The 17,877-nt window shown below is 74.4% G+C and carries 21 protein-coding genes; 18 read left to right on the plus strand and 3 right to left on the minus strand.

The window, feature by feature from the left end:
- Positions 1-9: 9 nt before the first annotated feature.
- Both AC02VZ_RS03080 and AC02VZ_RS03085 read right to left on the minus strand, forming a co-directional pair.
- Positions 10-1,107, minus strand: coding sequence for a hypothetical protein (locus tag AC02VZ_RS03080; protein WP_476474444.1), 1,098 nt, complete (start codon positions 1,105-1,107; stop codon positions 10-12).
- Positions 1,108-1,417: 310 nt separating this feature from the next.
- Positions 1,418-2,995 (minus strand): oxidoreductase, encoded by a 1,578-nt coding sequence (locus tag AC02VZ_RS03085; protein WP_476474445.1) that lies wholly within the window; start codon positions 2,993-2,995, stop codon positions 1,418-1,420.
- A 193-nt stretch (positions 2,996-3,188) separates the two neighbouring features.
- On the opposite strand from AC02VZ_RS03085, the gene hisD reads away from it, so the two are divergent.
- The 8 genes from hisD to hisF are packed head-to-tail and all read left to right on the plus strand — an operon-like array spanning position 3,189 to position 8,960.
- A complete protein-coding gene (hisD, locus tag AC02VZ_RS03090) occupies positions 3,189-4,529 on the plus strand; it encodes a histidinol dehydrogenase (RefSeq protein WP_476474446.1) in 1,341 nt (446 codons plus the stop codon).
- Positions 4,526-5,668 carry a histidinol-phosphate transaminase gene (locus AC02VZ_RS03095; protein ID WP_432054061.1) on the plus strand — a complete coding sequence of 381 codons (1,143 nt, stop codon included), beginning with the start codon at positions 4,526-4,528 and terminating at the stop codon, positions 5,666-5,668. Before hisD ends, AC02VZ_RS03095 begins: the two co-directional genes overlap by 4 nt.
- The gene (gene hisB, locus AC02VZ_RS03100) at positions 5,665-6,258 is read left to right on the plus strand and encodes an imidazoleglycerol-phosphate dehydratase HisB (protein ID WP_362089011.1); all 594 of its coding nucleotides are present in this window, start codon (positions 5,665-5,667) and stop codon (positions 6,256-6,258) included. The genes AC02VZ_RS03095 and hisB overlap by 4 nt, the downstream gene beginning before the upstream one ends.
- A complete protein-coding gene (locus AC02VZ_RS03105; protein WP_432054060.1) occupies positions 6,255-6,413 on the plus strand; it encodes a hypothetical protein in 159 nt (52 codons plus the stop codon). Before hisB ends, AC02VZ_RS03105 begins: the two co-directional genes overlap by 4 nt.
- A gap of 1 nt (position 6,414) precedes the next feature.
- Positions 6,415-7,056: an imidazole glycerol phosphate synthase subunit HisH gene (hisH, locus tag AC02VZ_RS03110; protein WP_432054059.1), complete on the plus strand. Its 642-nt coding sequence runs from the start codon at positions 6,415-6,417 to the stop codon at positions 7,054-7,056.
- Between the two features lie 4 nt (positions 7,057-7,060).
- Entirely contained in the window at positions 7,061-7,795 is a 735-nt protein-coding gene (gene priA / locus AC02VZ_RS03115; protein ID WP_432054058.1) for a bifunctional 1-(5-phosphoribosyl)-5-((5-phosphoribosylamino)methylideneamino)imidazole-4-carboxamide isomerase/phosphoribosylanthranilate isomerase PriA, read from the plus strand.
- Positions 7,792-8,196, plus strand: coding sequence for a Rid family hydrolase (locus tag AC02VZ_RS03120; RefSeq protein WP_476474447.1), 405 nt, complete (start codon positions 7,792-7,794; stop codon positions 8,194-8,196). Before priA ends, AC02VZ_RS03120 begins: the two co-directional genes overlap by 4 nt.
- Positions 8,193-8,960: an imidazole glycerol phosphate synthase subunit HisF gene (gene hisF, locus AC02VZ_RS03125; protein WP_476474448.1), complete on the plus strand. Its 768-nt coding sequence runs from the start codon at positions 8,193-8,195 to the stop codon at positions 8,958-8,960. Before AC02VZ_RS03120 ends, hisF begins: the two co-directional genes overlap by 4 nt.
- Positions 8,961-9,133: 173 nt before the next feature.
- Here hisF and AC02VZ_RS03130 read toward each other — a convergent pair whose 3' ends face one another.
- Positions 9,134-9,769, minus strand: a complete 636-nt coding sequence (locus tag AC02VZ_RS03130) for a TIGR03085 family metal-binding protein (protein ID WP_432054055.1) — start codon at positions 9,767-9,769, stop codon at positions 9,134-9,136.
- 160 nt (positions 9,770-9,929) lie between these two features.
- Here AC02VZ_RS03130 and hisI point away from each other — a divergent pair, with 160 nt between their 5' ends.
- From hisI to AC02VZ_RS03180, 10 genes are all read left to right on the plus strand, one after another.
- The gene (gene hisI / locus AC02VZ_RS03135) at positions 9,930-10,370 is read left to right on the plus strand and encodes a phosphoribosyl-AMP cyclohydrolase (protein WP_432054054.1); all 441 of its coding nucleotides are present in this window, start codon (positions 9,930-9,932) and stop codon (positions 10,368-10,370) included.
- An 11-nt stretch (positions 10,371-10,381) separates the two neighbouring features.
- Entirely contained in the window at positions 10,382-11,884 is a 1,503-nt protein-coding gene (locus AC02VZ_RS03140; protein ID WP_476474449.1) for an anthranilate synthase component I, read from the plus strand.
- A 41-nt stretch (positions 11,885-11,925) separates the two neighbouring features.
- Positions 11,926-12,567, plus strand: coding sequence for a TIGR02234 family membrane protein (locus tag AC02VZ_RS03145; protein ID WP_476474450.1), 642 nt, complete (start codon positions 11,926-11,928; stop codon positions 12,565-12,567).
- Positions 12,568-12,753: 186 nt separating this feature from the next.
- Positions 12,754-13,005, plus strand: a complete 252-nt coding sequence (locus tag AC02VZ_RS03150; protein ID WP_432054051.1) for an HGxxPAAW family protein — start codon at positions 12,754-12,756, stop codon at positions 13,003-13,005.
- A gap of 97 nt (positions 13,006-13,102) precedes the next feature.
- Positions 13,103-13,528, plus strand: a complete 426-nt coding sequence (locus AC02VZ_RS03155; RefSeq protein WP_432054050.1) for a DUF2752 domain-containing protein — start codon at positions 13,103-13,105, stop codon at positions 13,526-13,528.
- Between the two features lie 179 nt (positions 13,529-13,707).
- A complete protein-coding gene (gene trpC / locus AC02VZ_RS03160) occupies positions 13,708-14,517 on the plus strand; it encodes an indole-3-glycerol phosphate synthase TrpC (RefSeq protein ID WP_362088999.1) in 810 nt (269 codons plus the stop codon).
- Between the two features lie 19 nt (positions 14,518-14,536).
- The gene (gene trpM, locus AC02VZ_RS03165) at positions 14,537-14,734 is read left to right on the plus strand and encodes a tryptophan biosynthesis modulator TrpM (RefSeq protein ID WP_432054048.1); all 198 of its coding nucleotides are present in this window, start codon (positions 14,537-14,539) and stop codon (positions 14,732-14,734) included.
- Between the two features lie 95 nt (positions 14,735-14,829).
- Complete coding sequence (trpB, locus tag AC02VZ_RS03170; protein ID WP_476474451.1) at positions 14,830-16,116, plus strand: tryptophan synthase subunit beta; 1,287 nt, start codon at positions 14,830-14,832, stop codon at positions 16,114-16,116.
- Positions 16,113-16,928 (plus strand): tryptophan synthase subunit alpha, encoded by an 816-nt coding sequence (trpA, locus tag AC02VZ_RS03175; RefSeq protein ID WP_432054046.1) that lies wholly within the window; start codon positions 16,113-16,115, stop codon positions 16,926-16,928. Before trpB ends, trpA begins: the two co-directional genes overlap by 4 nt.
- Before the next feature lie 115 nt (positions 16,929-17,043).
- On the plus strand, positions 17,044-17,823 hold the full coding sequence (locus AC02VZ_RS03180; protein WP_432054045.1) for a thioredoxin domain-containing protein: 780 nt from the start codon (positions 17,044-17,046) through the stop codon (positions 17,821-17,823).
- Positions 17,824-17,877: the final 54 nt, after the last annotated feature.

Below are 17,877 nucleotides of genomic sequence, written 5' to 3' on the forward strand. Positions count from 1 at the left end.
CGCAAAAGCCTAATGGTCGCCGGGGCCGGGCCGGCCGCCCCGCTCACTCCGAGGATGGCCGGGGCCGCCGCGCAGGGGCGCGTGCGCGGGGGCCGGAGCGCCGGACGCCGCCGCCTCGCACACGGCGCGGCGGACCTCCAGGAACCGGCCCAGCGGGTCCTCGGCGTCCCGGTCCCAGGGGAAGGAGGTGGCGTACGGGCCGGTGCGGCGCAGCTCCTCCAGGGCGTCCGTCCAGCGCTCCAGGCGGACCAGGACGTGGATCAGCAGGTTGCGCGGTCCGGCGGGCCAGGACCGGCCCGCCGGAAGGCGCGCGGACAGGGCGACGGCGCGGTCGGCCGCCGCGTCGAGCCGGGCGCGCGGCACCTCGGGGCCGCAGCCGTCCGTCAGGTAGCCGTACGCCGCCAGCAGGGGCAGCGTCCGGGTGAGCGAGTCCTCCGGGGCGTCCTGCGCCGCCCGGTCGGCGAAGTCGAAGCACTCGCGGTGCGCGCCGTGCCAGGCGGACGCCAGGTAGCGCAGGGCGGCCACATGGCTGCCGTAGTGGTGCGGGGCGCGGCGGACGGCGGCAGCCCACACCTCCTCGACGTACCGGTGCCCGGCGCGGGCGCCGCGCGCGTGGTCCAGGGCCAGGCGCCAGGGCACCGGGTCCCGGTGGTCCGCCCGGGCGGCTGCGGTGATCAGGTGGTTCAGCTCGCGCAGCAGTTCGGCGCGGGCGGGGGAGTCCCAGGCGCGGTCCACCGCCGACTGGGCCTCCACCAGCAGCAGGTCCGGGTTCCCGGGGTCGAGCGCCCGCCAGGCGTCCAGCCAGTCCGGGCGGGAACGCGCGAAGCCCGCCAGGCGGCGCACGTAGCGGTCCCGGCGCTCCCAGGCACGGGTGCGCCGGGTCGCCTCGAGCAGGTCGGCGGCGGGCCGGTGGTCTCCGGCGGCGGCACCCACCAGGGCGGGGCCCAGCACGTCGTCGGGTGCGTCGAGCAGGACGTCGTCGTCGGCCGGCAGGGTGATGGCACCAGGGGAGGAGGCCGGGGCGGGCGCGGGGCGCCGGAACCCCCTGAGCCCGCGGATCCGGGACGAACGGGTGGAGGAGTGCGGCGGGGTCATGGTGTCGACCATTGAAAGACCGCAGGTCACAGCGGCGCCACCCCTGGCATGGAAGTCGCGGAAGGTTGTACGCCGCTCGGTCAAGGGACGGCAAAATGGTGTCCCCGGAACCCCAGGGGCTCCGCACGGACCCGCAGCAAGGCGCCCGGAAGCCACAGGACTCGGACCGGGGCGCCCGGAAGCCACGGGGCCCGTACAGGAGGCGGCCGGAAGCCCGAGGGTTACCGCCGGTCGTCGCCGGTCGTCGCCGCCCGCCGACGGCTGCCCGGCGGCCCCGGCTGCCCCACCCGCCGCCCTCAGTGGCGCCGCAGGGTCCGGGTCCTCAGTGGCGCCGCAGGGTCCGGGTCGCGCCGGCCGCGACCGTGGTGGCCAGAGTCCAGCCCAGCAGGACGAACGCCGCCGCCAGCCACTGCCAGCCGCCCCGCAGCTGCCAGAAGCCCACCTGGCCGAGGTCGATGACCGGCAGCAGCAGGTCCAGGGCGAACAGGGACGGGTTCCAGGCGGGGTGCTCGCCGCTCTTGATCGGCGGGTGGTGCGCGCGGGCGAACGCCAGGGACCCGCCCGCCCACAGCACCGCCATCCACACGGCGGCCCGGCCGGGCCGGTACCCGTAGGCCACCGTCCAGTCCTGGGCGTACCCCCAGAGCTTCGCCGCGACCGGGAGGCTCTCGCGGCGGCGGCGCTGCTTGGCCAGCAGCACCTCGCGGGCGTCCTCGTCCTCGCCGCTCTCCCGCAGGACGGCGGCCAGCCGCTCGTACGGCTCCGGGTTGTACTCGGCGCTCGCCGCGGCCACCCACCGCAGCCGCATCTCCAGCGGGAACGGGCCGCGCGGCACCAGGTTCTCGTAGGTGAAGCCCCCCATGTGCAGGCGGCCGGGCCCGGGCCAGCTGTCCGCGCGGTCCATCAGGTTCACCACCCGGGCCCCGGACAGCACCACCCGGCCGCGCGCCGGCCGCTCCCCGAGGAAGCGCAGTTCGGACGTCTGCACCCGGCGCAGGGACAGCTCCTGGTCGTCGGTGAGGACGAAACGCGCCCGCTCGAAGTCGACCGCGTCCCCGAACCGCCCGTCGTCCAGGCGTATCCCGCCCCGGCAGTCGAAGCGCTGTATCCGCGTCCCGCGCGCCGGTGTCATGCCGCTGCGCGCCTGGGAACCGAGCCCCGCCGGGGTCAGGTACAGCGACCGCTCCACCGTCAGCTGGGGCGCGTTGAGCGCGAGCCGCGCGTGCGGGTTGTTCAGCCGGGCGCCGCGCAGGCTCAGCGAGACGCCTATCTGCGCGCTGCGCAGGCTCAGTTCGCCGTGCGACTCCAGCATCTCCGCCGTCAGGTCCTGGCCCACCGTCATGCCGTCCCCGGCCAGCGAGCGGCCGCTGCGGTCCCGGTGCACCACGGCCTGGTTGAGCAGCAGGTCGGTGCCGATCCGGGCGTCCGTCAGCCGTATGCCGCCCAGGAACCGGCAGCGCGGCAGGTGCAGGTCGCCCTCGGTGTGCAGGCGGGCCGCCTCCAGCCGCGGGATCGAGCAGTCCACCAGCCGTACCGTGGTGAAGCGGGCCTCCGGCAGCAGCACGTCCCGCTCGAAGCGGCAGCCCCGCATCTGCACGTACGGCACCACCGTGCCGCCCGCCAGGTCGAGCGTGCCGCTGATCCGCATGCCCACCAGCTTCAGCGAGGAGACCCGGCCGGTCAGCGCGGGCGGACCGTCCAGCAGCAGCCAGCACACGACCCGGGCGCGGACGGTCCGCTCCGGCCCCCAGGGGTGCGGCCCGTGGGGGTCGTCGACGTCGGGGTCGCCGCTGCTGAGGTCGTACACGCTGCCGTCGCGGAACGCCTGCCACATGCCCGCCTCCACCGGCGTCAGATCCTGCGGCGGCTCTCCCGAGCCCGGTCCCGTCCCGTCGGTCACGGCCTTCCCCTCCCTCCCGGATACTCGCCGGTTCGGACCTTCGTACCAACGGTGATGCCCGATCCGGTGACCGGTTGAACACGGAAAGTGAAAACAGTGAGGCCCGTGTGCGCGGACGGTCACCGAAGGTGGCGCGTATCAGCCATTGGAACGGGCGCACGGGCTCCGTCGCGGGTCTGAGAGAATTGGTCCCGTGCTGCAACATTCCTTCCTGGCCCGAATCGATCTGCGCGGCGACGCCCTCCCCGAGGGCCCCGCGCTGCGCGACCTGCTGCCGCGCGCCGACTTCGACGTGGCGACCGCCCTGGAGAAGGTGCGGCCGATCGCCGAGGCCGTGCATCATCGCGGCGACGCGGCGCTGATCGACTTCGCCGAGAAGTTCGACGGGGTGCGCCTGGAGTCGGTCCGGGTCCCGGCCCGTGCCCTCGACGACGCCCTGGAAGGGCTCGATCCCGCCGTGCGCGCGGCCCTGGAGGAGTCCATCCGCCGCGCCCGCGTCGTCCACCGCGAGCAGCGCCGCAGCACCCGCACCACCCAGGTGGTGCCGGGCGGCACGGTCACCGAGAAGTGGGTCCCGGTCGACCGCGTGGGGCTCTACGCGCCCGGCGGCCGGTCCGTCTACCCCTCCTCCGTGATCATGAACGTGGTCCCGGCGCAGGAGGCGGGCGTCCCGTCGATCGCCCTCGCCTCCCCGGCCCAGGCCGACTTCGGCGGGCTGCCGCACCCGACGATCCTCGCCGCCTGCGCCCTGCTCGGCGTCGACGAGGTCTACGCCGCGGGCGGCGCCACCGCCGTCGCGATGTTCGCGCACGGCACCGAGTCCTGCCCGCCCGCCGCGATGGTCACCGGCCCCGGCAACATCTGGGTGGCCGCCGCCAAGCGCTATTTCACCGGGAAGATCGGCATCGACGCCGAGGCCGGCCCCACCGAGATCGCCATCCTCGCCGACGCCACCGCCGACCCGGTGCACGTCGCCGCCGACCTGATCAGCCAGGCCGAGCACGACCCGCTGGCCGCCGCCGTCCTGGTCACCGACTCGCCGGAGCTGGCCGACGCGGTCGACGCGGAGCTGGCCCGGCAGGTCGCGGCCACCAAGCACATCGACGACCGGATCGTGCCGGCCCTGTCCGGCAAGCAGTCCGCCACCGTCCTCGTCGACGGCGTCGAGGAGGGCCTGCGCGTGGTCGACGCCTACGGCGCCGAGCACCTGGAGATCCAGACCGCCGACGCCGCCGCGGTCGCCGACCGGGTGCGCAACGCGGGCGCCATCTTCGTCGGCCCCTGGGCTCCCGTCTCCCTCGGCGACTACGCGGCCGGCTCCAACCACGTCCTGCCCACCGGCGGCTGCGCCTGCCACTCCTCGGGCCTGTCCGTGCAGTCGTTCCTGCGCGGCATCCACATCGTCGACTACGGCCGGGACGCGCTCGCCGACGTCGCCCACCACGTGGTGACCCTGGCGGAGGCGGAGGACCTGCCCGCGCACGGCGCGGCGATCAAGGCGAGGTTCGGCTGGAAGGTACCGACGAGCAAGTGACCACTTCGATCGACGCACTCCCCGTACGCGACGAACTGCGGGGCAAGTCCCCCTACGGCGCGCCCCAGCTCGACGTGCCCGTACGGCTGAACACCAACGAGAACCCCTACCCGCTGCCCGAACCGCTCGTCGAGTCCATCGCCGAGCGGGTCCGCGAGGCCGCCCGCGACCTCAACCGCTACCCGGACCGGGACGCCGTCGAGCTGCGCACCCGGCTCGCCGCCTACCTCACGGAGACCTCCGGGTACCCCGTCGGCGTGGGCGAGGTCTGGGCGGCCAACGGCTCCAACGAGGTCATCCAGCAGCTGCTGCAGACCTTCGGCGGGCCCGGCCGCACCGCGCTCGGCTTCGAGCCGTCGTACTCCATGCACGCCCTGATCGCCCGGGGCACCGGCACCGGCTGGATCTCCGGGCCGCGCGAGGCCGACTTCTCGATCGGCGTCACCGCGGCCGAGCGGGCGATCGCCGAGCACCGGCCGGACGTCGTCTTCGTCACCACCCCCAACAACCCCACCGGCAACGCCGTCCCCGCCGACACCGTCCGCGCCCTCTACGACGCCGCGCAGGCCGCCAAGCCGTCGATGGTGATCGTGGACGAGGCGTACGTCGAGTTCAGCCACGGCGACTCGCTGCTGCCGCTGCTCGACGGCCGGCCGCACCTCGTGGTCTCCCGCACCATGTCCAAGGCGTTCGGCGCGGCCGGACTGCGCCTCGGCTACCTCGCCGCGCACCCCGCGGTCGTGGACGCCGTCCAGCTCGTCCGGCTGCCCTACCACCTGTCGGCCGTCACCCAGGCGACCGCGCTGGCCGCCCTGGACCACACCGACCTGCTGCTGAAGTACGTGGAGCAGCTGAAGGCGGAGCGGGACCGGCTGGTCGCCGAGCTGCGTACCCTCGGCTACGAGGTGACCGCCTCGGACGCGAACTTCGTCCAGTTCGGCCGGTTCGCCGACGCCCACGCCGCATGGCAGCGGATCCTCGACCGGGGCGTCCTGGTCCGGGACAACGGAGTACCGGGCTGGCTGCGGGTCACCGCGGGCACCCCGGCGGAGAACGACGCGTTCCTCGACGCGGTCCGTGACAAGCAGTTGTTGACGGGGGACACCCCCACGTCCTCCCCGAAGGAGCAGAGCGCATGACCCGCGTAGGACGCGTGGAACGCACCACCAAGGAAACGTCCGTCCTCGTCGAGATCGACCTCGACGGCACCGGGAAGACCGAGATCTCCACGGGGGTCGGCTTCTACGACCACATGCTCGACCAGATCGGCCGGCACGGGCTGTTCGACCTCACCGTGAAGACCGAGGGCGACCTGCACATCGACTCGCACCACACCATCGAGGACACCGCCCTCGCCCTCGGTGCCGCCTTCAAGCAGGCACTCGGCGACAAGAAGGGCATCTACCGCTTCGGCAACTGCACGGTGCCCCTCGACGAGTCCCTCGCCCAGGTCACCGTCGACCTCTCCGGCCGCCCCTACCTGGTGCACACCGAGCCGGAGAAGATGGCGCCGATGATCGGCGAGTACGACACCACGATGACCCGGCACATCCTGGAGTCCTTCGTGGCCCAGGCCCAGGTCGCCCTGCACGTCCACGTGCCCTACGGGCGCAACGCGCACCACATCGTGGAGTGCCAGTTCAAGGCCCTCGCCCGGGCCCTGCGCTACGCCAGCGAGCGGGACCCGCGCTCGGCGGGCATCGTGCCCTCCACGAAGGGCGCCCTGTGAACGGCCTGTCCACCCTGCTGATCGTCGTCGGCCTGTTCTTCGTCGGCGGCATCATCTCCTTCGTCAAGCAGGGGATGCCCAAAGGGCTGATCGCGGTGCTCGGCTTCGGGGCCGGACTGTGTCTGCTCGCGGGCGTCCTGCGCCTGGAGGTGTGACGTGAGCACCACCAAGAAGGTGGTGGTCTTCGACTACGGCTTCGGCAACGTGCGCTCCGCCGAGCGGGCCCTGGCCCGCGCCGGGGCCGAGGTCGAGATCACCCGCGACTACGACCGCGCGATGAACGCCGACGGCCTGCTGGTCCCCGGCGTCGGCGCCTTCGCCGCCTGCATGAAGGGCCTCAAGGAGGCCCGCGGCGACTGGATCGTCGACCGCCGCCTGGCCGGCGGACGCCCCGTGATGGGCATCTGCGTCGGCATGCAGATCCTCTTCGCCCGCGGCATCGAACACGGCGTGGAGACCGAGGGCCTCGACGAGTGGCCCGGTTCGGTCGAGCCGCTCCAGGCCGACGTCGTGCCCCACATGGGCTGGAACACCGTCCGGCCGCCCGAGGACTCGCGGCTGTTCGCCGGCCTCGACGCGGACGCCCGGTTCTACTTCGTGCATTCCTACGCCGTGCACGACTGGTCGTTCACGGCGCAGAACCCGGCGATGCGCCCGCCCGCGGTCACCTGGGCCACCCACGGCAAGCCCTTCGTGGCGGCCGTGGAGAACGGCGCCCTGTGGGCCACCCAGTTCCACCCCGAGAAGTCCGGCGACGCCGGTGCCCAGCTCCTCACCAACTGGATCGGAACCCTGTAGCGACATGGCCAAGCTCGAACTCCTCCCCGCCGTCGACGTCCGTGACGGCCAGGCCGTCCGTCTCGTGCACGGCGAGTCCGGCACCGAGACCTCCTACGGCTCCCCGCTCGACGCCGCCCTCGCCTGGCAGCGGGCCGGCGCCGAGTGGCTGCACCTGGTCGACCTGGACGCCGCGTTCGGCACCGGGGACAACCGGGAGCTGATCGCCGAGGTCACCGGCGCCATGGACATCAAGGTGGAGCTGTCCGGCGGCATCCGCGACGACGCCACCCTGGCCGCCGCGCTCGCCACCGGCTGCACCCGCGTCAACCTCGGCACCGCCGCCCTGGAGACCCCCGAGTGGGTCGCCGGGGTCATCGCCGAGCACGGCGAGCGGATCGCCGTCGGCCTGGACGTGCGCGGCACCACCCTGCGCGGGCGCGGCTGGACCCGCGACGGGGGCGACCTGTACGAGACGCTGGAGCGCCTCGACAAGGAGGGCTGCGCCCGCTACGTCGTCACCGACATCGCCAAGGACGGCACCCTCCAGGGCCCCAACCTGGAGCTGCTGAAGAACGTCTGCGCGGCCACCGACCGCCCGGTCGTCGCCTCCGGCGGCGTCTCCTCCCTGGACGACCTGCGGGCCATCGCGGACCTCGTCCCGCTGGGGGTGGAGGGCGCCATCGTCGGCAAGGCCCTGTACGCCAAGGCGTTCACCCTGGAGGAGGCCCTCCAGGCCGTGGAGGCCGCGGCCCGATGACGTCCGACGCCGTGCGGCGCGTGCGGAGCGGGAGCCCCTGGGAGGAGTCCTTCGGCTCCGCCCGCGCCGTCGCGGCGGGGGACCGCGTGCTCGTCGGGGGCACCACGGCCTTCCGGGGCGGCGTGCTGCACGGCGAGGGCGACCCCTACGCACAGGCCCGGGCGGCCTTCGGCGCCGCCCTGGAGGCGATCGGGGAGTTCGGGCTCGGCCCGGAGTCGGTGATCCGTACCCGTGTGCATCTCGCACACTCCCGGGACATCGACGCCGTGGGCCGGGCCCACAAGGAGCTGTTCGACACGGTGCGCCCGGTCACGACCTTCCTCGTGGTGGAGGGGTTCGTGGACCTGCGCGTGCTGGTGTCGGTGGAGATCGAAGCATGCAGAGGAGCCGTGGATTCATGACCCTGGCGGTCCGAGTCATCCCCTGCCTGGACGTGGACAACGGCCGGGTCGTCAAGGGCGTGAACTTCCAGAACCTGCGCGACGCGGGCGACCCCGTCGAGATGGCCAAGGTGTACGACGCCGAGGGCGCCGACGAGCTGACCTTCCTGGACATCACCGCCTCGTCGGGCAACCGCGAGACCACCTACGACGTGGTCCGCCGCACCGCCGAGCAGGTGTTCATCCCGCTCACGGTGGGCGGCGGCGTCCGCACCGCCGAGGACGTGGACCGGCTGCTGCGGGCGGGCGCCGACAAGGTCGGGGTGAACACCGCCGCGATCGCCCGCCCCGAGCTGATCCGGGAGATCGCCGAACGGTTCGGCCGCCAGGTCCTGGTGCTGTCCGTGGACGCCCGGCGCACCCCGGAGGGCACGGACGGGCCCGCTTACGAGGTGACCACCCACGGGGGCCGCCGCGGCACCGGCATCGACGCCGTCGAGTGGGCCCACCGGGCGGCGGACCTGGGCGCCGGCGAGATCCTGCTCAACTCCATGGACGCCGACGGCACCAAGGACGGCTACGACCTGGAGATGATCACCGCGGTCCGCAAGCACGTCACGGTGCCGGTGATCGCCTCCGGCGGCGCGGGCCGGCTCGCCGACTTCGCGCCCGCCGTCGAGGCCGGGGCGGACGCGGTCCTGGCCGCCTCCGTCTTCCACTTCGGCGACCTGCGCATCGGCCAGGTCAAGGACACCCTGCGCGAGGCGGGCCACCCGGTCCGCTGAGACCACGCCCCCGGCCGCCCGGCGCCACCGGGGACGCGGGCGGTGCGCGACCGGCGCGACGCCCGCCCGCGCCTCGCGGCCACCGGCCCGCCCGGGGCCTCCCGCGGAGGAGACCCCCGGGCGTCCTCGCGGGACCGGCAGCGGCCACGCTCCGGCTGCCCCGGCCCCGGGGCTCAGATGCCGAGCTGCTTGCTCTCCCGCAGCTTGGTGACGGCCTCCTCGTCACCGGCCAGGTCCACCCGGGCGGCGTCCTGCCGGCCGTAGGCGAACAGCACCAGCTCCGACGGCTCCCCGGTCACCGTGACCACCGGCGTGCCCCGGTGCGCGACCACCGTCTGGCCGTCCGGGCGGCGCAGCACCAGTCCCGTCGGGACCGAGCGGCCCATCAGCCGGGCGGTGCGCTCCAGCCGCGACCACAGGGCGTTCTGGAACACCGGGTCCAGCTCCCGCGGCGTCCAGTCCGGCTGGGCCCGCCGGACGTCCTCGGTGTGCACGTAGAACTCGACGGTGTTCGACAGCTCGTCGACCTGCTTGAGGTTGAAGGGCGAGAAGCGGGGCGGGCCGCTGCGGATGAGCTGGATCAGCTCCTCGTACGGCTTGGCGGTGAACTCCGCCGTCACCCGCTCCAGGCGGGGCGCGAGCTGTTTGACCAGCATCCCGCCCGCGGCGTCGGGGCGGCGCTCGCGCACCACCACATGGGCGGCCAGGTCCCGGGTCCGCCAGCCCTCGCAGAGGGTGGGCGCGTCCGGCCCCGCGGTCTCCAGCAGGTCGGCCAGGAGAAGTCGTTCACGCTTGGCATGGGTCGACATGCCGGCCAGCCTACGGCCGCACGGGCGCCGCGCCCACCGGTCGCCCGCGGCCCGGGCGCCGCGCCCACCGGTCGCCCGCGGCCCGGGCACCGCGCGCGGCCCGCCCGGGGGCCGCCCACCAGTCGGACGACGACCGGGCCGGCCCGCCGGGCGCGGCACAATGGCCCGTATGACCAGCACGTCCCGGCCCAGCCCGCTCGCCCCCGAGATCGCCGCGCGCCTCAAGCGGACCCCCGACGGTCTCCTGCCCGCCATCGCCCAGCAGTACGACACCGGTCAGGTGCTGATGCTGGGCTGGATGGACGACGAGGCGCTGCACCGCACGCTCACCACCGGCCGCTGCACCTACTGGTCCCGCAGCCGCGGGGAGTACTGGGTCAAGGGGGACACCTCCGGCCACGTCCAGTGGGTGAAGTCCGTCGCCCTGGACTGCGACGCCGACACCGTGCTGGTCAAGGTCGACCAGGTCGGCGCCGCCTGCCACACCGGCGCCCGCACCTGCTTCGACGCCGACGTGCTCCTCGCGGACGGCTCCGCCGGCGGCTCCCCGGACGCACCCGCCGACGGCGCCGGTTCCGGCGTGTCCGGCTCCGGTCAGTAGGGTCGGCCGCCATGGACCTCGAGACCTTCCGCAAGCTGGCCGGCGACCGCCGCGTCATCCCGGTCACCCGCAAGCTGCTCGCCGACGGCGACACCCCGGTCGCCCTCTACCGCAAGCTGGCCGCCGAGCGGCCCGGCACCTTCCTGCTGGAGTCCGCGGAGAACGGCCGGTCCTGGTCCCGCTACTCCTTCGTCGGCGTCCGCAGCGCCGCCACCCTCACCGAACGCGACGGCCGCGCCCACTGGGAGGGCACCCCGCCGGTCGGCGTCCCCGTCGAGGGCGACCCGCTTGCTGCCCTGCGCGCCACCCTGGACGCCCTGCACACCCCGCGCGACCTCGCCCACGACCTGGGCCTGCCGCCCTTCACCGGCGGCATGGTCGGCTACCTCGGCTACGACGTCGTGCGCCGCCTGGAGAAGCTCGGCCCCGGTGAGCGCGACGACACCGACCCGACCAGCGTGCCGGAGCTGACCATGCTTCTCACCAGCGACCTCGCCGTCATGGACCACTGGGAGGGCGCCGTCTGGCTGATCGCCAACGCGATCAACCACAACGACCTGGAGACCGGCGTCGACGAGGCGTACGCCGACGCCGTGGCGCGCCTGGACGCGATGGAGGCCGACCTCGCCCGGGCCGTCGCCCAGCCCCCGGCGGTCCTGCCGCCCTCCGAACTGCCCGAGCACACCGCCCGCTGGGGCGGCGAGGCGTTCCAGGCGGCCGTCGAGGACATCAAGGAGCGCATCCGGGCCGGAGAGGCCTTCCAGGTGGTGCCCTCGCAGCGCTTCGAGACGCCGTGCACCGCGAGCGCCCTGGACGTCTACCGGGTCCTGCGGGCCACCAACCCCTCGCCCTACATGTACCTGTTCCGCTTCGACGGCTTCGACGTCGTCGGCTCCTCCCCCGAGGCGCTGGTGAAGGTCGAGGACGGCCGGGCCCTGGTCCACCCGATCGCCGGCACCCGCTGGCGGGGGGCCACCCCGCAGGAGGACCAGGCCCTCGCCGACGAACTGCTCGCCGACCCCAAGGAGCGCGCCGAGCACCTGATGCTGGTCGACCTGGGCCGCAACGACCTCGGACGGGTCTGCGAGCCCGGCTCGGTCGAGGTGGTCGACTTCATGTCGGTCGAGCGGTACTCCCACGTCATGCACATCGTCTCCACGGTGACCGGGCAGGTCGCGTCCGGCCGCACCGCCTTCGACGTGCTCACCGCCTGCTTCCCGGCGGGCACCCTCTCGGGCGCGCCCAAGCCCCGGGCCCTGCAGATCATCGACGAACTGGAGCCGTCCCGGCGCGGTCTGTACGGGGGCTGCGTCGGCTACCTCGACTTCGCCGGGGACTCCGACACGGCCATCGCGATCCGCACCGCCCTGCTCCGCGAGGGCACCGCGTACGTGCAGGCGGGCGCGGGGATCGTCGCCGACTCCGACCCGGTCGCCGAGGACACCGAGTGCCGCAACAAGGCGGCGGCGGTGCTCCGGGCCGTGCACACCGCGAACCGGCTGGGCACGGCCTGAGCGAACCCCCGGGTGACGCGGCACCCGGGGTCCGCGCGATAGTGGAGGGCGTGACTGCTGTTCCTCACCCCCGTTCCGAAGCCGCCGGCCCCTCCCGGGCCGGCCGCCGCAGCCTCGCCCTCGCCCTGCTGAGCGGCGCCGCGGGCGCGGCCGTGGCCCTGCTCGCCACCCGGCAGCAGTGGTCGGAGGGCACCGCGACGGTGGCCGGCGGCGCCTTTCCCCTGACCGCCCGGGGCAGCGACGTCACCGGCGTCCCCGCCGCCCTCGCGGTGGTCGGGCTGGCCGCCCTGGTCGCCGTCTTCGCGGTCCGCCGCGCCGGCCGCCTCGCGGTGGCCGCGCTGCTCGCCCTGTCCGGCGCGGGCACCGTCACGGCCGCCCTGCTCGGCGCCTCCGACCGGGCCGCGCTGGAGGCCAAGGCCGCCGAGGCGTCCGGCGACACCTCCGCCACCGTGGCGGCCCTCAGCCACACGGCCTGGCCGTACGTCGCCGCTGTCGGCGGGCTGCTGCTCCTGCTGGCCGGCGTGCTGGCCCTGCGCTACGGCAGGCTGTGGCCCGCCATGTCCGGCCGCTACGAACGCGACGGCACGCCGCGTCCGCGCCGCCGGCCCGCCACGGTCGACCCCGACCGGCCCGAGGACCTGTGGAAGGCGCTCGACCGGGGCGAGGACCCCACCGGCACCTGACGGCCCGGCCCCGGGCGCGATCCCGGCGGGCGCCCGGCGCGCGGACGACCCCCCGGACCCGCCGCCCCGACAGCACCCCCCGACAGCACCCCCTGAGAAGACCCCCGCTCACGCCGGACGCGCGCATGCGGGACAATGGTGCCGAGCGTCCTGCTCAGACACGTACACAGCAACGAGGAGCAAGCAATGGCGGGCAGCAGCCACGGACACACCCCGGCCGCCTGGACCGGTGTCACCATCGCCTTCATCGGTTTCTGCGTCGCGGGAACGTTCATGGTGATGAGCCAGCCGGTGGGCTTCTGGGCCGGTATGGGCATCGTGTTCCTCGGTGCCGTGGTCGGCGGGGTCATGAGCATGATGGGCATGGGCCAGCCGAAGCACGTGCACCCCGTGCACAAGGTCACCGGCGAGGGCACGCCGGCCCGCGCCCAGAGCTGATCCGCCGGAGCCGTACGGAGAGCCGCACCGCCCGGGGGCGGGTGGGCACACGCGTGCCGACCCGCCCTTCGCGCGTGCGCGGGGCACAATGCTCGGGATGAACGCCGACAGCCCGCCCCTGTCCCGGGGCACCGCCGCCCGCCTGGCCGTCCCCGCCGGAGTGCTGGCCGCCGTCGTGGCGGCCTTCGCCTACGTCGGCGCCGTGGACCCCAACGAACCCGGCCACTACCCGGCCTGCCCCCTGCTGCGTCTCACCGGCCTGTACTGCCCCGGCTGCGGCGGGCTGCGCAGCGCGCACGCCGTCGTGCACGGCGACCTGCCGGCGGCCCTGCAGGCCAACGCGCCCGCCGTCCTCGGCTACGCCGCCTTCGCCGTGCTGTGGACCGTCTGGGTGGTCCACGCGGCCCGCGGGAAGCGGCTGCGGCTCGACCCCGGGCCGGTACTGCTGTGGTCCGTGGGGGCGTTGCTGCTGGTCTTCACGGTTGTCCGGAACCTGCCGTTCGGTGGCTGGCTGCACCCTTGATCGACCGGCGGATGTCCAGCTAGTGGGACCGGCGTCAACCGGATGCGGGGCCTGCGCCCGGCTGCGGATACCATCGCAGTGACCACCGGTTCCGTCCGGCGGCCCGACCCTGCGAGGCGGGCACCCCGTGACGGCAACGAACGCACCGAAGACCACCCGTCAGGAAGGGGGCCGCTCGCGTGAGTGTGCTCGACGAGATCATCGACGGAGTGCGGGCCGACCTCGCGGAGCGGCAGGCGCGCGTCAGCCTCGACGAGCTCAAGGAGCGCGCCGCGAAGGCCCCCGCCGCCAAGGACGGCGCCGCCGCCCTGCGCGGCGACGGCGTCAAGGTGATCTGCGAGGTCAAGCGCTCCAGCCCGTCCAAGGGAGCGCTCGCCGCGATCGCCGACCCCGCCGGCCTCGCCGCCGACTACGAGGCGGGCGGCGCGTCCGTGATCTCCGTGCTCACCGAGGAGCGCCGGTTCGGCGGCTCGCTGGCCGACCTGGAGGCGGTCCGCGCCCGGGTGGACATCCCGGTCCTGCGCAAGGACTTCATCGTCACCTCGTACCAGCTCTGGGAGGCCCGGGCGCACGGCGCCGACCTCGCGCTGCTGATCGTCGCCGCCCTCGACCAGGCGGCCCTGGAGTCCCTCATCGAGCGCGCCGAGTCCATCGGGCTCACCCCGCTCGTCGAGGTGCACGACGAGGACGAGGTGGAGCGCGCGGTCGACGCCGGCGCCAAGGTCATCGGCGTCAACGCCCGCAACCTCAAGACCCTCGAGGTCGACCGCGGCACCTTCGAGCGGGTCGCCCCCGAGATCCCGGCCCACCTGGTGAAGGTGGCCGAGTCGGGCGTCCGTGGCCCGCACGACCTGATCGCCTACGCCAACGCCGGCGCCGACGCCGTCCTGGTCGGCGAGTCGCTGGTCACCGGCAAGGACCCCAAGACGGCCGTCTCCGACCTGGTGGCCGCGGGGGAGCACCCCGCGCTGCGCCACGGCCGGGGCTGACCCCACCAGGCGGCCCCCGATGACCCTCGCGCCGATCCCCGCCCGGGACCCGTACGCCCGCCTCGCGCGCGGCTGCCGGCCCCGCGGCTGCCGGGCGCCCGCCCGCCGGGTGCACGGCCGCCGGGTCCGCTACGTCATCGGGGACGAACCGGGACAGGTCAACGGCATGCGATGGCACCGGTGTGCTCCCCGGGGACGCGGGGCCACGGCCCGCTGAGGCCCTGTCGCGCGAGCGACCGGCCGGACGTCCGGCCGACGGTCCCGCCCCCACGGCGCAACGTGCCCGTCAGACACCCACCGTGAGGTTTCCGCATGCCCAGCAGTTTCTTCGTCCCCGACCCGGAGGGCCGGGTCCCCACCGCCGAAGGCTACTTCGGCGCCTTCGGCGGCAAGTTCATCCCCGAGGCCCTGGTCGCCGCGGTCGACGAGGTCGCCGTCGAGTACGACAAGGCCAAGTCCGACCCCGAGTTCGCCCGCGAGCTCGACGATCTCCTGGCCCACTACACCGGCCGTCCGAGCGCGCTGACCGAGGTGCCCCGGTTCGCCGCCGAGGCGGGCGGCGCCCGCGTCTTCCTCAAGCGCGAGGACCTGAACCACACCGGCTCCCACAAGATCAACAACGTGCTCGGCCAGGCCCTGCTGACCCGGCGCATGGGCAAGACCCGGGTCATCGCCGAGACCGGCGCCGGCCAGCACGGCGTGGCCACCGCCACCGCCTGCGCCCTGTTCGGCCTCGACTGCATGATCTACATGGGCGAGATCGACACGCGGCGCCAGGCCCTCAACGTGGCCCGGATGCGGATGCTCGGCGCCGAGGTCATCGCCGTGAAGTCCGGCAGCCGCACCCTGAAGGACGCCATCAACGAGGCGTTCCGCGACTGGGTCGCCAACGTCGACCGCACCCACTACCTGTTCGGCACCGTCGCCGGGCCGCACCCCTTCCCGGCCATGGTGCGCGACTTCCACCGCGTCATCGGCGTCGAGGCCCGCCGCCAGCTCCTGGAGCGCACCGGGCGGCTTCCCGACGCGGCCGTCGCCTGCGTGGGCGGCGGCTCCAACGCCATCGGCCTGTTCCACGCCTTCCTCCCCGACGAGGGCGTCCGGCTGATCGGCTGCGAGCCCGCGGGCAAGGGCGTCGACACCGGCGAGCACGCGGCCACCCTCACCGCCGGCGAGCCCGGCATCCTGCACGGCTCCCGCTCCTACGTCCTCCAGGACGACGAGGGCCAGATCACCGAGCCGTACTCCATCTCGGCGGGCCTGGACTACCCGGGCATCGGCCCCGAGCACGCCCACCTCAAGGACTCCGGGCGCGGCGAGTACCGGGCGGTCACCGACGACGCCGCCATGCAGGCCCTGCGGCTGCTGTCCCGCACCGAGGGCATCATCCCGGCCATCGAGAGCGCCCACGCCCTCGCCGGCGCCCTGGAGGTCGGCCGGGAGCTGGGCCCGGAGGGGCTGATCGTGGTCAACCTGTCCGGCCGCGGCGACAAGGACATGGACACCGCCGCGCGCTACTTCGGCCTGTACGACACCGACGCCGAGGTCGCCGCCGACGCGGCGGGCGGCACCGCCGAGATCGAGGGGGACGCCAAGTGAGCGGGAACGTGCGGCTGCTGGACGAGACCCTGGCCGCGGCGAAGGCCGAGGGCCGTGCCGCCCTGATCGCCTACCTCCCGGCCGGCTTCCCGACCGTGGACGGCGGCATCGACGCGGCCCGGGCCGCCCTCGACGGCGGCGCGGACGTGGTGGAGGTGGGCCTGCCCCACAGCGACCCGGTGCTCGACGGCCCGGTCATCCAGACCGCCGACGACATCGCCCTGCGCGGCGGGGTGCGGATCGCCGACGTGATGCGCACCGTCCGCGAGGCGCACGCCGCCACCGGCAAGCCGATCCTCGTCATGACCTACTGGAACCCCATTGACCGCTACGGCGTCGAGCGGTTCACCGCCGAACTCGCCGAGGCGGGCGGCGCCGGGTGCATCCTGCCCGACCTGCCCGTCCAGGAGTCGGCGCTGTGGCGGGAGCACGCCGACAAGCACGGCCTGGCCACCGTCTTCGTCGTCGCCCCCAGCAGCCGGGACACGCGCCTGGCCGAGATCACCGCGGTCGGCAGCGGCTTCGTCTACGCCGCCTCCCTGATGGGGGTCACCGGCACCCGGGAGTCGGTCGGCGCGCAGGCCGAGGACCTGGTGCGGCGCACCCGCGCCACCACCGACCTCCCGGTGTGCGTCGGGCTCGGCGTCTCCGACGCGGCGCAGGCCGCCGAGGTGGCCGCCTTCGCCGACGGTGTGATCGTGGGCTCGGCCTTCGTCAAGCGGATGCTGGACGCCCCCGACGCCGCCGCCGGCGTGGAGGCCGTCCGTGACCTCGCCGGCGACCTGGCCCGGGGCGTGCGCCGGCAGGTCTGACCGGCCGCACGGCGGGCCCGGTGACCGGCGGGACCGCCGGTCATACGGATCCCTCGTACGGGTGGACATGGGGCCGGGGAGGCGCGGTGCGCCTCCCCGGTTCGTTCTGCGGGGTGTGAGCGAGAAGAACCGTGACGCGAGGAAGCGCACCGCCCGGGAACGCCTGGCGGCCGAGCGCGAGAAGCAGAAGGCCGCCGAGAAGCGGCGCCGCACCCTGATCGTGGCCGCGAGCGTGGTCTGTGTCCTGGGGCTGGCGGCGGTGATCGGCGTCGTCGCCGCGAACGCCGGCAAGGACGACGGCAGCGAGTCGGCGGGCCCGGTCGTCGCGCCCTCCGGCGCGCTGGGCAAGGACGGCCTCGCCATCCCGGTCGGCAAGGAGAGCGCCAGGTCCACGCTCACGGTGTGGGAGGACTTCCGCTGCCCGGCCTGCAAGTCCTTCGAGACCGCCTACGGCCCCACCATCCGGGAGCTGACCGACGCCGGTCAGCTGAAGGCGGAGTACCACCTGGTCACCCTCATCGACGGCAACATGGGCGGCACCGGCTCCCGCGCGTCCGCCAACGCCGCGGCCTGCGCCCAGGACGCCGGGAAGTTCGCCGCCTACCACGACGTGCTGTTCGCCAACCAGCCGCCGGAGCCCGACGACGCCTTCGCCGACGAGTCCAAGCTGATCGAGCTGGCCGGCCAGGTCGACGGCCTGGACACGCCCGCGTTCCGCGACTGCGTGGAGGACGGCACCCACAACAGCTGGGTCGCGAAGTCCAACGAGGCGTTCCAGAAGGGCGATTTCTCGGGCACGCCGACCGTCCTGCTGGACGGGGAGAACATCTACCAGGACCAGTCGATGACCCCGGCCAAGCTCAAGCAGCTGGTGCAGCAGGCCAACCAGGGGTGACGGCGGCGCGCGCCCCGGCCGGCGGCGCCCTCCGGGCGGTCCCTGTTATGGAGA

Source organism: Streptomyces sp. 3-6 (assembly GCF_056323165.1).